13 protein-coding genes are annotated in these 13,072 nt (G+C 63.9%); 7 read left to right on the forward strand and 6 right to left on the reverse strand.

Features of this window, described 5'->3' with window-relative positions:
- The first annotated feature begins 33 nt into the window (after window positions 1-33).
- The 4 genes from AC2VLV_RS00300 (at window position 34) to AC2VLV_RS00315 (ending at window position 2,579) form a co-directional block, all read left to right on the forward strand.
- Entirely contained in the window at window positions 34-1,440 is a 1,407-nt protein-coding gene (locus AC2VLV_RS00300) for an FAD-binding oxidoreductase (protein WP_486988096.1), read from the forward strand.
- A 151-nt stretch (window positions 1,441-1,591) separates the two neighbouring features.
- On the forward strand, window positions 1,592-1,882 hold the full coding sequence (locus tag AC2VLV_RS00305; protein WP_013122378.1) for a BrnT family toxin: 291 nt from the start codon (window positions 1,592-1,594) through the stop codon (window positions 1,880-1,882).
- On the forward strand, window positions 1,854-2,162 hold the full coding sequence (locus AC2VLV_RS00310) for a hypothetical protein (protein ID WP_486988097.1): 309 nt from the start codon (window positions 1,854-1,856) through the stop codon (window positions 2,160-2,162). Before AC2VLV_RS00305 ends, AC2VLV_RS00310 begins: the two co-directional genes overlap by 29 nt.
- A 9-nt stretch (window positions 2,163-2,171) precedes the next feature.
- Entirely contained in the window at window positions 2,172-2,579 is a 408-nt protein-coding gene (locus tag AC2VLV_RS00315; RefSeq protein ID WP_486988098.1) for a VOC family protein, read from the forward strand.
- A 21-nt stretch (window positions 2,580-2,600) separates the two neighbouring features.
- Here AC2VLV_RS00315 and AC2VLV_RS00320 read toward each other — a convergent pair whose 3' ends face one another.
- Window positions 2,601-3,167 carry a Uma2 family endonuclease gene (locus AC2VLV_RS00320; protein WP_486988099.1) on the reverse strand — a complete coding sequence of 189 codons (567 nt, stop codon included), beginning with the start codon at window positions 3,165-3,167 and terminating at the stop codon, window positions 2,601-2,603.
- 104 nt (window positions 3,168-3,271) lie between these two features.
- On the opposite strand from AC2VLV_RS00320, the gene AC2VLV_RS00325 reads away from it, so the two are divergent.
- Complete coding sequence (locus AC2VLV_RS00325; protein ID WP_486988100.1) at window positions 3,272-4,450, forward strand: hypothetical protein; 1,179 nt, start codon at window positions 3,272-3,274, stop codon at window positions 4,448-4,450.
- On the opposite strand, the gene AC2VLV_RS00330 is transcribed toward AC2VLV_RS00325, so the two are convergent.
- The gene (locus AC2VLV_RS00330) at window positions 4,381-6,039 is read right to left on the reverse strand and encodes an alpha/beta hydrolase family protein (RefSeq protein ID WP_486988101.1); all 1,659 of its coding nucleotides are present in this window, start codon (window positions 6,037-6,039) and stop codon (window positions 4,381-4,383) included. The genes AC2VLV_RS00325 and AC2VLV_RS00330 overlap by 70 nt on opposite strands.
- A gap of 235 nt (window positions 6,040-6,274) precedes the next feature.
- On the opposite strand from AC2VLV_RS00330, the gene AC2VLV_RS00335 reads away from it, so the two are divergent.
- Window positions 6,275-7,411 (forward strand): NAD(P)/FAD-dependent oxidoreductase, encoded by a 1,137-nt coding sequence (locus AC2VLV_RS00335; RefSeq protein WP_486988102.1) that lies wholly within the window; start codon window positions 6,275-6,277, stop codon window positions 7,409-7,411.
- A gap of 98 nt (window positions 7,412-7,509) precedes the next feature.
- Here AC2VLV_RS00335 and AC2VLV_RS00340 read toward each other — a convergent pair whose 3' ends face one another.
- Genes AC2VLV_RS00340 through AC2VLV_RS00350 form a run of 3 tightly spaced genes read right to left on the reverse strand, consistent with a single transcriptional unit; the run spans window position 7,510 to window position 10,822 of the window.
- Window positions 7,510-8,313 (reverse strand): hypothetical protein, encoded by an 804-nt coding sequence (locus tag AC2VLV_RS00340; RefSeq protein ID WP_486988103.1) that lies wholly within the window; start codon window positions 8,311-8,313, stop codon window positions 7,510-7,512.
- The gene (locus AC2VLV_RS00345; protein ID WP_486988104.1) at window positions 8,306-8,980 is read right to left on the reverse strand and encodes a cytochrome b/b6 domain-containing protein; all 675 of its coding nucleotides are present in this window, start codon (window positions 8,978-8,980) and stop codon (window positions 8,306-8,308) included. Before AC2VLV_RS00345 ends, AC2VLV_RS00340 begins: the two co-directional genes overlap by 8 nt.
- A gap of 12 nt (window positions 8,981-8,992) precedes the next feature.
- Window positions 8,993-10,822, reverse strand: a complete 1,830-nt coding sequence (locus AC2VLV_RS00350; RefSeq protein ID WP_486988105.1) for a tetrathionate reductase family octaheme c-type cytochrome — start codon at window positions 10,820-10,822, stop codon at window positions 8,993-8,995.
- Window positions 10,823-11,043: 221 nt separating this feature from the next.
- Here AC2VLV_RS00350 and AC2VLV_RS00355 point away from each other — a divergent pair, with 221 nt between their 5' ends.
- On the forward strand, window positions 11,044-11,871 hold the full coding sequence (locus tag AC2VLV_RS00355; protein WP_486988106.1) for a TIGR04325 family methyltransferase: 828 nt from the start codon (window positions 11,044-11,046) through the stop codon (window positions 11,869-11,871).
- 3 nt (window positions 11,872-11,874) lie between these two features.
- On the opposite strand, the gene AC2VLV_RS00360 is transcribed toward AC2VLV_RS00355, so the two are convergent.
- Window positions 11,875-13,072 (reverse strand): putative bifunctional diguanylate cyclase/phosphodiesterase (locus AC2VLV_RS00360; RefSeq protein WP_486988107.1); only part of this gene is annotated, 1,198 nt, incomplete at its 5' end.

A 13,072-nucleotide genomic window follows, 5' to 3' on the forward strand; every position in this document is an offset into this window, starting at 1 on the left:
CGGGGAGAAGTCGCTGATTCATAAGGACATGCCATGAACGCCCCCATTGCCCCGAAGATTCTCACCCGACCCACGCCGCCCGCCCTGCTCGACGCGCTGGCCACGCGGTTCGGCGCGCAGCTTTCCACCGCACAGGCGGTGCGCGAGCAGCACGGGCGCGATGAATCGCCGTTCGACGTGCCGCCGCCCTCAGCCGTGGTGTTCTGCGAAAGTACGCAAGACGTGGCTGACGCGGTGAAACTGGCCGCCGCGCACGACGTGCCCGTCATCGCCTTTGGCGCGGGATCTTCGCTCGAAGGCCAGTTGCTCGCGGTGCAGGGCGGCATCAGCCTTGATCTCACCCGCATGAACCGCGTGCTCGATGTGGCCGCCGCCGACATGCTCGTTACCGTGCAGGCCGGGGTCACGCGGCTGCAGTTGAACGACGAACTGCGCCACACCGGCCTGTTTTTCCCCATCGACCCCGGCGCCGACGCCTCTCTCGGTGGCATGGCTGCCACCCGCGCTTCCGGCACCAACGCCGTGCGCTACGGCACCATGCGCGAAAACGTGCTGGCGCTCACAGTGGTGCTGGCCGATGGCCGCGTGGTGCGCACCGGCACCCAGGCGCGCAAGAGCAGCGCGGGCTACGACCTCACCCGCCTCATGGTGGGCAGCGAAGGCACGCTGGGCATCATCACCGAAGTCACCCTGCGCCTCTACCCGCAACCCGAGGCCGTGGCCGCGGCGGTGTGCTCCTTCCCCGATGTGGCGCACGCGGTGGACTGCACCATCGCCCTCATCCAGGCCGGCATTCCCATCGCCCGCGTGGAACTGATGGACCCCGGCGCGGTGCGCGCGGTCAACGCCCACGACCATCTCGGCCTGCCCGAGCAGCCCCTGCTGTTGATGGAATTCCACGGCTCGCCCGCCGGGGTGCGCGAGCAGGCCGAAACCGTGCAGGCCCTCGCAGCAGACTACGCCGGCTCCGACTTCGCCTGGGCCGATACGCCGGAAGAACGCAGCAAGCTATGGAAGGCGCGGCACCACGCCTACCTCTCCGCGCTGCAAATGAAGCCCGGCTGCCGCTGCGTCACCACTGACACCTGCGTGCCCATTTCGCGCCTGGCCGAGAGCATCAACGACACCATTCTTGAGGCCGACGCCGCCGGTCTGCCCTACTTCGTTGTCGGCCATGTGGGCGACGGCAACTACCACATCGGCTACCTCATCGACCCCGCCAAGCCCGAAGAACGCGAACTGGCCGAACGCCTCAACGCCCAACTCGTGCGCCGCGCCCTAAAACTCGGTGGCACCTGCAGCGGCGAACACGGCATCGGCCTGCACAAGCAGGGCTTTCTGCGCGAGGAAGCCGGCGACGACGCGCTCGACGTGATGCGCGCCGTCAAGCAGGCACTCGACCCCAAAGGCATCCTCAATCCGGGGAAGATTTTTGCGTGAAAGCGCCCCCAGATCTGCCGCATTCGCGTCAGCCCCCCCCCGAGGGAGATGAGAAAACTTGGGGCGGTTCTGAGTTTTTCATGAGGAGTTTGGCACCGTGAATCGGTAGTGAAATATGGCGAAAAGTATGGGTTTAATCTAAAATGTCGCCATGCAGAAACCGAGCTTTGAATGGGATGCGGAGAAGGATGAAGCCAACCGAGAAAAGCATGGCGTTGGTTTCGGCCGCGCGCAGTATGCATTTGCCGATCCGCGCCGCGTGATCGTGCGAGACAAGCAGCACAGCCAAGACGAGGCGCGATATTTTTGTTTCGGTGAAGTGGACGGCGGCATCCTCACCGTGCGGTTCACCATGAGAGGCCGCACCATACGCATCATCGGAGCGGGCTATTGGCGCAAAGGAAAAACCCTCTATGAGCAAGAAAATCAAATACACCGATGAGCCCGTTGGTGACGTGGAAATTGTCAAAGATTTTTTGCCGCCACCGGAGGCTCTGGTGTTCCGCGAAGAAGGCGTCAAGGTCACCCTCGCGTTGAGCAAGAAGAGCGTTGATTTTTTCAAGCATCAGGCGCAGGCCCATCATTCCCAATATCAGCGCATGATCCGCAACCTGCTCGATGCCTATGTCGATCGGCACAACGCAGCCAGTTCTCCAAAGCCGCCACGCAAACAAACGGTAAAAGGCGGCCCGGCGAAAAGCAGCGTGCCGAAAACCCACTGAGCGCACACCATGTTCACCTACCTCATGCTCGGCAGCAACGATCTTGTTCGGGCGGCCGCGTTTTACGACCCGGTGTTGGCCGCGCTCGGGCACGCGCGCTGCGTGACGGAAGACGACGATCCCAGCCATGAAATCGGCTGGGGCCGCTACGCCGACGAAGGGCGGGTTGAACTGGCGCTGTGGGTGTGCAAACCCTTCGACAGTCAGCCGGCCACAGTGGGAAATGGAACCATGATCGCGTTGGCCGCGAGCACCCGGGCGCAGGTCGATGCCTTTCACGCCGCCGCGCTGGCGCATGGCGGTCGCAGCGAAGGCGCGCCAGGTCTGCGCCCGCACTACGGCCCCGATTTCTACGCCGCCTATGTGCGCGACCCCGACGGCAACAAGCTCGCCGTCGTCTGCCGTGCAGCGGCGTAGGGGAAGAATCAGGCGGCGGGATTAGACGGCTGGCAGCGGCTCCAGCCCGCTGAACACTTCCGCCAGGGAGATGCGCAGTTGCACGCTGGCGAGTTCCAGCTCAGACGTGCCGGTGAAATCGTGCAGTTCGAACAGGCCGCGTTCGTTGCGCCTGAACACCTCCACGCTGCGGCTGTCGGGGTCGATCAGCACATATTCGCGCAACTCGGCGATGCGCCGGTACATCGCAAACTTCAGGCTGCGGTCATAGCCCTGCGTGCTGTCAGACAACACCTCGACGATGAGCACCGGGTGACGAAACACCATGTCGGTACGCAGGTCGTCGGCATGGCAGGTGACGAACACGTCCGGATAAAACACCGCCTCATCGGCCACCTGTACCTTCAGACTTTCGGTGAACACCTCGCAGGGGCCGCCGCGCAGGGCGGATTTCAATGCGGCGAAAAGATTGCCCGACACCATCCCATGCACCCGCCGCACCCCCACCATGGCGAAGGCCTCACCGCGGTAAAACTCGTGCCGCTCGGGCTGTGCGTTTTCCCAGGCGATGTAATCGTCCAGACTCAGTTTGTGTTGCGCCAATGCCATGTGGTCATCCTCGTCGTGTCCAAGCGGCGAAACTGCAGTGTATTCCCGCGCCATTTGCTATGTTGCGGCGTCTCTATCGCGTCTGTCCAGCCCGCCCGCACCCCATGAGCCAGCTCCTTATCCACGACTACCTCGCCCAGCTCGATCTCATCAAAAAGGTCAGCGGCAGCCAGCGCGAAACCATCGTGCGCGAGGCGTTCAAAGACCTGCTCAAAGCCTGGGGGCGGCAGCAAGGGCTGGTGTTCCTGGCCGAATATCCGCTCAAGACCGCGACCAGAACCAATATCGCCGTCGACGGCGCGCTGCTGCACGAACTGCGCATGCCGCTGGGCTACTGGGAGGCGAAGGACGCCGACGACGACCTGGATGCCGAAGTCGGCAAAAAATTCCGCAAGGGCTATCCGCAGGACAACATCATCTTCAGCGACGACACGCTGGCCGTGCTGTGGCAAAACCGGCAAGAGGTGATGCGCTGCGACATGGCCGACACCGAGGCGCTGTCAAGGCTGCTCAAGCTGTTTTTCAGCTTCGAGCGGCCGGAGATCGCGGGCTTTCGCGCCGCTGTCGAACAGTTCAAGGCCGACCTGCCCGCCGTGCTCGACGCCCTGCGCGACATGATCGCGCTGGAACATGCGAACAACCCGAGCTTTCGCGCCGCCGCCGCGCAAATCGCCAGCCACAGCGAGAAGCAGACCTTCCTCAAGGTCATCTACGAAAACTTCTACAAGGTTTACAACGCCAAGGCCGCCGACCGGCTCGGCGTGGTGTACACGCCGAACGAAATCGTGCGCTTCATGATCGACGGCGCCGACTGGCTGTGCGAGCAGCCCTACGCCCTCACGCGGGTTGAGACGCCCGACGCACGCGCCCGCGCGGCGGGGCTGCATCCGAAGGCGCTGCTCAAGTCCGACCCGGCGTCTGGCAGCATCACGCTCGACACCGAAACGACGCTGCGCGGCATTCCGCGAAGCCTGGTCCTACAAACTCGGCAACCGCTGTGCCCTCGACTGGGTGCTCGATCAGCACAAGGAAAAAAAGCCCAAAGACCCGACCCTCCGCGAGCGCTTCGACACTTACCGCTTTGCCGACTACAAGGAGCGGGTCATCGACCTGCTGGCCCGCGTGACCACGGTGAGCGTGCAGACGCAGCGCATCGTGCAGGCCATGCGGGCGGCGCAGCGGTGAGCTTGCGGGCGTGCGTCCGCCCGCCCGCTTACTGCGCGTACAGATTGAAGAAAGTGCGCGCCGCCACGGTGCAGAACGGGCGTTCGTCGGTGTGGTAGTTCTCCATCGCGTAGGCAGCGGCCTGTTGCGCCGTGTAGCCCTGCGCTTCAGCCGCCTGCACCACGCCTTGCTGATACGCAATGAACCCGCCCTGCACCGTGCTCGCCACGGTCTGCATGATCTGTTGCTGTGCGGTGTTCAGGCCGAAGCTGGTCAGACCGTTGCTGTAGGTGCCGGGGCTGCCCTGGTTGTCGAGGTCGAGGGTGGCGAAGCGCAGGCCGGGGTGGGTGGTCTGGGCCTTGTTCATCAGGGTGGCGGTCATGGCTCCGGCGTCCTGGTTCCAGAATACTTCGGGGTCTTGATCGCCGCCGCACATCAGCAGCGGCATGCTGGGGGTGTAGCCGCGTAGATCGTTGGCGAGAAGGATTTGCCGCAAGGGGTCTTGCGGGTTGCTCGCCGGTGTGGGCGCGGTGGTGGTGAAGTTGGGCGCTGAGCCATCGACAGGCGCAGCGCCGTCGGGGTGGGCGAGCACGTCGGCCACGTATTGCGCGCGGTAAGCGGTGCTGATGAGGTAGGCGGTCGGATCGAAGCCCAGCGGGCCGAGCGGCCAGCCTTCGCTCAGGCTATCCAGCGTGGCGTTGCCGGTGGGCGACGACTGGAAAATGGCGGTGTACGGAATCTTTCCGGCCTGCACCAGTTGGCCAAAGCCGGCAAAGCCCACGGGGCCGGGAAACAGCGTCGGCGCGTCTTTGTAGAGCGGGTTGAACATGGCGGCAAGATCGACTTGCGGCGAACCCGCGGGCAGGTGCGCGTAAGAGTTGGCGACCAGCGGCAGGTAGGCCGTGCCGCCGACGTTGGGGTGGCCGAGCATGATTTCATCGCTGATGGCGAGCATGCCGTAAGGGCCGGACATCGGCGCGCCCGCAGTGGCCGGGCGACCCTGCGCGTCGAGCTTGGCCAGGGTGGCCATCGCCACGAAGCCGCCCTGCGAATAGCCGGTGACGAACAGCTTGCCGTTGTCGCTCACGGGCAGATTCAGTTGCATCAGCGCCTGCCGTGCGGCGGTGAGGCTGTCGATCATGTCTTGCGATTGCTGCTGCTTGTTGAGGTAGGGCGCGTAGGGCAGGGGCGAGGTGTCGTAGCCCGCGTAGTTGGGCGCAACGACGATGTCGCCCTGCGCGGCGAAGATCATGGCCACGCGCGAGGCGGTGCCGAAGGCGGGGTTGCTCGGGTCGCCGAGTGCGGCGAGGTCGCGGTTCTTGCTCAGCGCGGTGCCGTGGGCGTAGAGCACGATGGGCTTTGCGCCCTGACATTGCGCGGTGCTGCCGGAGGGAATCATCAGCGCGCCGGTGGCAGTGGTGGGTTCGTTCTCGCCGCCGACGGTGGCGTAGGTGTATTTGTAGACCGTCACGCCGCAAACCGGGGCGCCGATGAGCTGCTGCACCGCGCTGGGGTAGCGGCCCATCCAGTTGCCCGACGTGGCAATGGTGTTGGTCGAGATCGCGGCGGTGGGCGTGGCGCTGGCCGAAACCAGGGTGTCAGCCGAGCCGGTGCTGGGGGTGGGCGCTCCGCCGCCACCACCGCAGGCCGCGAGCAGCAGGGCGCTGGAACTGACGGCCAGGGCGGTCTTCAGCGAGAAGGTCTGCATGGGTTGTCTCCGTTGTCTGGCCGTGTTGCGGTCTTAGGTTTATCTGAAAATCGAACGCTCGTTCTTTATTCAGAATTCTCCGCTTGTCCGCTGCGCGTCAACGGCATTTACAAAGCGTTTCAGAAAGGGTGGGGCAGCCCGGGCAGCGGACCCTTTGGCTCTGATAATTCACAAGCCCAAACGGCCATGCCAGGCCTATTCTTTGTTCTTTTTGTATTCGCAGAAACCATCCATCATGTCTTCCCATTTTGTTGTCCTCGGTGCCGGGTTTGCCGCTCTCACTGCGGCGCGCACCTTGCGTGCCAAGGCGCCGCAGGCGCGCATTACTCTGGTGGCGCCCAAGGCGGAGTTCGTTTATCTGCCCAGCCTGATCTGGGTGCCCACGGGGGTGCGCAAAAGCAGCGATCTGGTCATCGACCTCGGGCCGTTCTTGCAGAAGAACAAGATCGACTTTCTCGCAGCCGAAGTGACCGGGCTGCAAGACGGCGGCCGCACGGTGCTGACCACCGGCGGGCCGGTGGAGAACGACGGCCTGATCATCGCCACGGGCGGTCGCTTCATCAAAAAGCTGCCGGGCATCGAGCACGCCATCGCGCTGTGCGAAGGCGTGGCCGCGGCCGAGAAAATCCGCGAACGGCTGCTGGCGATGGACAGCGGGCGCATCGCCTGCGGCTTTGGCGGCAACCCGCAAGAGCCTGCTGCGGCGCGCGGCGGGCCGATGTTCGAGCTGCTGTTCGGCATCGACACCTGGCTGCGCCGCCAGCGCAAACGCGACAAGGTGGAACTGGTGTTTTTCAACGCCTCCGAAACGCCGGGCCAGCGCCTGGGCGAGCGCGCGGTCACTGGGTTGCTGTCGCACATGGCCAAGCGCCGCATCGACACCCATCTGGGCCACAAGCCGCTGCGCATGTCGCCCGAGGGGGTGGAGACCGAGGGCGGCATGGTCAAGGCTGATCTCATTCTGTTCATGCCCGGCATGACGGGGCCGGGCTGGACGCACAACTCCGAGCTGCCGCGCTCGCCCGGCGGCTTCATTCAGGCCGACGCGCATTGCGCCGTGCCCGGTTTCGAGCGGGTGTTCGTTGCCGGAGACGCCGGCAGCTACCCCGGCCCCGACTGGCTGCCCAAGCAGGCGCACATGGCCGATCTGCAGGCCAAGGCCGCCGCCGAGAATCTGCTGCGGGTGATGCAAGGCCAGCCCGCGCAGCATGTGCCCAAGGCTGAACTGGTGTGCATCGTCGATACCGTGGACAGCGGCATTCTGGTGTTCCGCGACGACAAAAAAACCATCGTGCTGCCGCCCTCGCGCGCCTTCACCTGGGCCAAGCGCTGGTTCGAGGGCAAGTACCTCAAGGACTACCGCTCGGCTTGAGCGGCCCTGCCCAGCGACCCCACCCCAACCCTCCCCACGGGTGGGGAGGGGGAGTCGGTTTGCACCGACTCGGTTGGCGCCAAGCCAGCAGCGCCAACTCACTGCGCCTTCTGGTCGATCAGCACCTGCCCCAGCGCGTTTTTGAGTTGCACTTCGTCCACCCGCAGATGCAGAGCCTGCGTCTTGGCATCAGCGCCGAGCACGGTGGCGAAAATGGCCATGTGAAAGTGCTGGTAATTGGCGATGGCGTCGTTGAGGGTTTTCATCACGGCGGCATCGGTGCAGGCCAGATGGCGGAAAGCCTCGGGGTGGTCGTAGGTGTAGTGGTAGGGCGAGTTGTCGAAGTAATACCCGGCGCCGTGGATGAACAGGCGGTTGTCGATGGGGTAATACTTGCCCTGCGGCACATAGGCGTCGAGCGCGATGTCATCGACGTCGATGCGCAGTTTGGGGTGCGTCTTGTCGAAGGCGATCATGGCATCGACCTGCTGCTTTTCCTTCGCAGTAGCCTGTACCGGCGCGGGCGGTTCGATCATTTCGGTGTTCGGCGTGAGGATGCCGGTGTAATCCACCGTCTGCCTGGAATACGCATAAACATAGGTCTTGAGCAGCTCGGCGTTGTCGAGCATCACAAAACCGTCGCGCTGCTTGATGGCATGCACGCCCAGCGCCTGATCGATGCGCACCCGCGAAGGCGAGCCGGGCAGGTCGGTGAGCGAGGCGCTTTCCAGATTGAGTTGCATCGCCGGGGTGGAGGCGGCTTGGGCTGCGGGCTTGGCCGCAGGTTCGGCAGCTTGCGCGCTGGTGTCGATGCTCAGGCTGGCGCTCAGGCTCAAGAGCGCGGCACCCAGCACGGTCAACTGCATCAGACGGCGGGAGCGGGAGAGTCGGGCGTCAGCCATGATGAGGCTCCGGTTGGGCAACGCTGGAGGCGTTGGAGATGGCGGCAGGCGCGTCGGGTTCTTCTTCATCTTCCCAGCCGGTGATCATGGCCTTGATATAGGCCGTGGGCGGGTGCGCGGTGGTGGCCAGATAGACGTGCAGGATGAAAAACAGCAGCATCATGTAAGCGGCAGCGGTGTGGGTGAGCGCCACCCAGTCGAGCTGCAGCCCCAGGGGCGAGAGCCGAATCCAGCCATAGCTGAAGAACAGCAGCAGCAGGCCGCTGGCCCAGATCAGCGGATTGATCATCAGCTTGAGCCACAGATACGCCAGCCGCTGCAGTGGGTTGTGTTTGCGAAACGGCTCTTTGTGATACGGGTGATGTTCGCCGATGAACATGCCCCAGGCGTAATAGCGCGCCACCGCCCACAGGCTCTTGGGGCGCAGGTCGGGGATGTAGTTTTTCCACGCGCCGGTGGTGAAGTGCCAGAACACCGCGAAAGTCCACAGGGTCATCAGCAGCCAGGCGGCGTATTCGTGGATGAGCAGGGCGTGCTCGAAATTGAAGCCGCCCAGATAGCCATGAATCTCGAAGCCGGTGAACAGCATGGTGATGATGAGCGCGGCCTGGCTCCAGTGCCAGAAGCGCTCGAAGCGGGTGAACATGTAAACGCGTTGGGTCGTCATGATGGGTTCCTTTCAATGACCGCGGCGGCGCAGCCACAGACCGAAGCGGATGAGGCCGTGGAGCGTCACCCCAGCGAGCGCCAACGCGGCAGCAGCCAGGCCGATGAGTTCCAGCCACTTGTTGTGGTCTTTCGGGCGGTGCGGCATATACACGCCGTCGATGTTTTGCAGGCGGCCGTCGTTGGCGTGGCACTGCATGCACGAGAGCGCGTTCTTGGCCGGAGCCACCATGTGCTCGATCGGCCAGTACATATCGGTCTTGACGAAGCCGAAGTGACCTGAATACGGCAGGTGCGCGGCTTTCATGCCGGCGGCGATCGAGGGCTGCCAGTCGTAGTTCATGGTGTAGGAATCTTTGTCGAAGCCGAAGGAATGGAACACCGCGAGGATGCCCGTCTGCGTGTCATACGGCTGGTTGTTGCGCATGATCTTGAACGGGAAAATCTTCGACTTGCCGTCGGTCGGGCTGCCCTCGATGGCGTTGAGCTGCACCACCCCGTCCTTGTTCTTGAAGTCCTGCACCTTGTCGCCGATGTTCATCCAGCGCTCCACGCCGTTGAACCAGCGGTACTGCGGCACCACGTTTTCCGCCCACTTGAAGCTGCCTTTGACGCCCCAGTACGTGTTCCAGCCGTGGCTGTCGTTGATGACCAGCGGCGAGCCGTTGGGCGCGAGCTTGCCAGCGGTGGCGTAGTTCCACTCCATCTTGGTCGGCAGGCCGCCGCGCGCGAACTCTGGGATGTGGCAGGTCTCGCAGGCGATGTCGCGGGTGTGCATGTTCAGCGTCGCGGCCTGAATGCGCGTGTTGAGGTCGTTGCCCTTGTGCGGCGTCTGCCCGTGGCACGACACGCAGCTTGCCGCCTGCCCGTTGTGCGGGCTGCCGCGCATGAACTGCCCGTGATCCGGCATGACATCGGTGAGGTAGCGCGAGCCGCTGACGTTGTGGTTCTCGGTCTTGTGGCACTCCTGGCAAGAGAAGTTCAGGCCCTTGGCATCCATGTGCACATCTTCCGCGCGTGAGGGGCTGACCAGCGAGCTGTCCATATCGCCGTGTTTCACCCCGTCGCCGCCGCCGCCGTAGAAGTGGCACTGGCCGCAGGTGTAGCGCGTGGGCGAACCCACATGCTGCGCGATGTTGGCGAGGTTTTCCGGTTCGACGAAAGGCTTGTCGGTGCCGTACACCTCGCCGCAGCCGGGACGCACCGCGATTTTTTCCATCGCCGGATTGCCGCCGATGAACGGAATCTTGTGATAAGTCTTGGTCTGGTCGTGGCACACCAGGCAGTCCACATGATCCTGGCTGCGATGGTCGAACGGCACGAATTTGTTCGGGTCGGTGCTGCCATAGCCCACATGGCACACGGTGCAGAACTGCTCGTTGCTGATCGGGCTGACGCAGAAGTTGTTGTAGACGTGGTTCTTGCCCACCAGCGTCTTGGTCTTGGGGTCGTAGGCCTTCCAGGTCCAGTGAATGGTGGACATGACCTGCTTGGCCGCGTCGGTGTGGCAGCTCAGGCAGGCTTTGGTGACCTGCTCGGGCGAGGTGAACGGCCCCTTGAGCTGCGGAAACTGGCTGTGATCCTGCGGCATTTCCTTGCCCACGCCGCCTTGCTGCACCGTGGGCGTCACACTGGGCACCACATGCCAACTGTCCTGCGCCGCATCGGCGGGTTGAACTTTTACCCCGTTCTGCGCCACGAAAGTTGCAGCGTCCTGCGCCGAGGCAAACGGACTGAGCGCCAGCAGGCTAGCGGCAAGGAAAACGGTTTGCGCGGTTTGCGCCAGCCGGGTTCGCGTTGCGCGCGCGATCCGGCTCTCTCCGGTTTGTCGATGGAAATCCATGGCCCACACTCGTCTCGTTGGAAGAATGGGCGAGATGCTGCGCCTGCAGTTGCTCTAAAAAATTGACCGTTCGCAATTGAAAGCTGGCGCAATTTTTCTGCTTTTCCATCTTTTGATCCAGGCCCGCAAAAGAAAAATAGAGATACACCGGATCACATCTGCTTACAAAAGCGAGCCTCCATATTTCTGGCGGTACGCTTCCCGTCTTTGTGGAGACCGCCATGCCCCTGCTTGAAAACGCCCACACCCTGATGGATCGCCTGGCCGACCTGCCGCCGCTGGGACAACTGCGCCGCCAGCGAGCCGAGGCGGCTTTTGCCAACAACACCGACGCCAATCTGTTTCGCGGCGTTTATTCCAGCTTCGACGCCGCGCAGGCCAGCGCGCCGAGCACGCGGCCTCTGGGCTACGACAACGCCGACGCCGCCGGCATGTACCTGGAGCGCATCAAGCGCATCTATCCCAGCGACTACCCCGTCATCTTCTGGCTGCAAAAACTGTTTGCGCAGAGCCAAAGTTCGGTGTTCGATCTGGGCGGGCATATCGGCATTGGCTACTACGGTTATCAGCGCTATCTCGACTATCCCGCCAAGCTGCGCTGGACGGTGAGCGACGTGCCTGCGGTGATGGCGCGGGGCGCGGAGATCGCCCGCGAGCGCGACCCCGCGGCGCGGCTGAGCTTCAACGGCGATTTCAGCGGCGCCGAGGGTGTGGACGTGCTGCTGGCGCTGGGCGTGCTGCAGTACCTGCCCGACACGCTGGCGCAGCGGCTGGCCACGCTGGAACATCCTCCGCATCACATCATCCTCAACCTCACGCCGCTGCATGTGCTGGACAACGGCGGGCAAGATTACTTCACCCTGCAGAGCATCGGCACCGCCTTTTGCCCGTACCGCATCGCCGCCTACGCGCCGTTTCTGGAAGGCTTTACCCGCTTGGGCTACCAGATCGTCGACCGCTGGCAAAACCCTGACAAACATTGCCACATCGCCTTTGAGCCCGAGCATTCAGTCGATGTGTATCACGGGTTTTATCTGCGACTGGGGTGAGTGTCAGGCCGCGGGCGCGCCGTGGCGCAAGCCGGGAAGTTGCAGAAACTTCGAGGGCTCGACGGGGCGCGAATACAGATAGCCCTGCAACTCGTGGCAGCCCAGTTCGCGCAGCATGCGCGCCTGTGTTTCGGTCTCCACGCCTTCGGCCACGAGGTGCAGTTGCGAGGCCTGCGCCAGCGCCACGATGGCGCGCACCGAGGGCAGGGCGCTGGCGTCGGTTTCCAGATCGATGACGAAGGAGCGGTCGATTTTCATCACGTCGATCGGCAGCTTGCGCAGCGCGGCCATGGACGAATAGCCGGTGCCGAAGTCGTCGAGCGCGAGGGTCACACCCATGTCGCGCAGCGCGGTGAGCTGGGCGAACAGCGCTTCGTTTTCGTCCACCAGCAGGCTTTCGGTCAATTCGAGTTCGAGCGTGGCGGGCGGAATGGCGTGGCGATCCAGCGCGTCTTGCACCTGCCCCACGAGCTCGCCTGATTCAAGCTGAACGGCGGAAACATTGACCGAAACCCGCGCAATGTCGATGCCTTCGCGCCGCCACTGGGCCATTTGCTGACAGGCGGCGCCCAGCATCCAGCGGCCGATGGGCTCGATCAGCCCATACGACTCGGCCACGGCAATGAACGCATCGGGGAACAGCAGCCCGCGCTGCGGGTGATGCCACCGGATCAGCGCTTCGGCGGAGGTGATGCGACCATCGGCGGCGTTGACGCGCGGCTGATAGTGCGCGACGAATTCACCGAGCACCAGCGCCTGCCGCAGATCGGCCAGCAACTGGGCCAGGGTGCGGGCTTCGGCGTCGAGCGAGGGGTTGAACAGTTGGGCGCGGCCGCGGCCATAGGCCTTGGCGGCGTACAGCGCAATGTCGGCGCAGCGCAGCAGTTCATCGCGCTCGCAGGCATGCTGCGGGCATAGGGCAATGCCCACGCTGGCACCCACCTGAACCGGGCCACCCGCCAGATTGAAGGGTTCTTGCATGGCGCGAATCATGGTGTTCGCCGTGGCCTGCGCCGTGGCCGCGTCGGCCAAGGGCAGTACCAGGGTGAACTCATCTCCGCCCTGGCGCGCGACGATGCCGTTGGCCTGCAACCGCGTGCGCAACCGCTCGCTGGCCTGGCACAGCAGCGCGTCGCCCGCAGCATGGCCGCGGCTGTCGTTGACTTCCTTGAAGTTGTCGAGGTCGATGTAGAGCAAGGCC

Source organism: Thiomonas sp. TH-17, assembly GCF_057473305.1.

Excerpts from the sequence above, each read along its gene's own strand:
- AC2VLV_RS00300 (WP_486988096.1), top strand. The coding sequence starts at position 34 with ATGAACGCCCCCATTGCCCCGAAGATTCTCACCCGACCCACGCCGCCC.
- AC2VLV_RS00305 (WP_013122378.1), top strand. The coding sequence starts at position 1,592 with ATGCAGAAACCGAGCTTTGAATGGGATGCGGAGAAGGATGAAGCCAAC.
- AC2VLV_RS00310 (WP_486988097.1), top strand. The coding sequence starts at position 1,854 with ATGAGCAAGAAAATCAAATACACCGATGAGCCCGTTGGTGACGTGGAA.
- AC2VLV_RS00315 (WP_486988098.1), top strand. The coding sequence starts at position 2,172 with ATGTTCACCTACCTCATGCTCGGCAGCAACGATCTTGTTCGGGCGGCC.
- AC2VLV_RS00320 (WP_486988099.1), bottom strand. The coding sequence starts at position 3,167 with ATGGCATTGGCGCAACACAAACTGAGTCTGGACGATTACATCGCCTGG.
- AC2VLV_RS00325 (WP_486988100.1), top strand. The coding sequence starts at position 3,272 with ATGAGCCAGCTCCTTATCCACGACTACCTCGCCCAGCTCGATCTCATC.
- AC2VLV_RS00330 (WP_486988101.1), bottom strand. The coding sequence starts at position 6,039 with ATGCAGACCTTCTCGCTGAAGACCGCCCTGGCCGTCAGTTCCAGCGCC.
- AC2VLV_RS00335 (WP_486988102.1), top strand. The coding sequence starts at position 6,275 with ATGTCTTCCCATTTTGTTGTCCTCGGTGCCGGGTTTGCCGCTCTCACT.
- AC2VLV_RS00340 (WP_486988103.1), bottom strand. The coding sequence starts at position 8,313 with ATGGCTGACGCCCGACTCTCCCGCTCCCGCCGTCTGATGCAGTTGACC.
- AC2VLV_RS00345 (WP_486988104.1), bottom strand. The coding sequence starts at position 8,980 with ATGACGACCCAACGCGTTTACATGTTCACCCGCTTCGAGCGCTTCTGG.
- AC2VLV_RS00350 (WP_486988105.1), bottom strand. The coding sequence starts at position 10,822 with ATGGATTTCCATCGACAAACCGGAGAGAGCCGGATCGCGCGCGCAACG.
- AC2VLV_RS00355 (WP_486988106.1), top strand. The coding sequence starts at position 11,044 with ATGCCCCTGCTTGAAAACGCCCACACCCTGATGGATCGCCTGGCCGAC.